Here is a 549-nt window from a genome sequence, read left to right on the forward strand (position 1 = left end):
CCTGATGGGGGCCGGCGAGCGGATCTTGACCGTGCCCGCCGATTTCGGCACGATGGGCCTGGCCACCTGCTACGACCTGCGCTTCCCGGAGCTGTTCCGGGCGCTGCTGGACGCCGGGGCTCGGTTCCTGGTGGTCCCGGCGGCCTGGCCCGCCGGGCGGCTCGCGCACCTGCGGCTGTTCGTGCGTACGCGGGCCGTCGAGGAGCAGTGCTTCGTCCTGGCCTGTGTCGCCGCCGGCGAGCACGGCGGGGTCGTGCAGGCCGGGCACAGCATGGTCGTCGACCCGTGGGGCGAGGTCCTGGCCGAGGCGGGCGAGGACGAGGAGGTCCTCACCGCGGACATCGACCCGGCCGCGGTGGGCCGGATCCGGGCCGAACTCCCCGTACTGCGCGACCGGGTCCTGGGCATCCCCGTTCCGGCGCGCTGATCCGCACGCTGCCCGGGCCCCGCCGGTCCCGTCCTGCCCGTCCCCCTGTCGTGCGTTCGGGTGAGCGGGAGGATGACGGCGGACCGCTCCGCGGCCCGACCCTCCGGAGGACGCGGCGCCGA

General features: G+C 76.0%; 1 protein-coding gene. It reads left to right on the forward strand.

Annotated elements, in window-relative coordinates; translation table 11 throughout:
* Positions 1–427: nitrilase-related carbon-nitrogen hydrolase (locus G3I78_RS47340; protein WP_343244028.1), on the forward strand; the 427-nt coding region annotated here is incomplete at its 5' end.
* Positions 428–549 lie beyond the last annotated feature (122 nt).

Origin of the sequence: Streptomyces sp. SID13726 (assembly GCF_010548375.1) — a bacterium.
Taxonomy (GTDB): domain Bacteria; phylum Actinomycetota; class Actinomycetes; order Streptomycetales; family Streptomycetaceae; genus Streptomyces.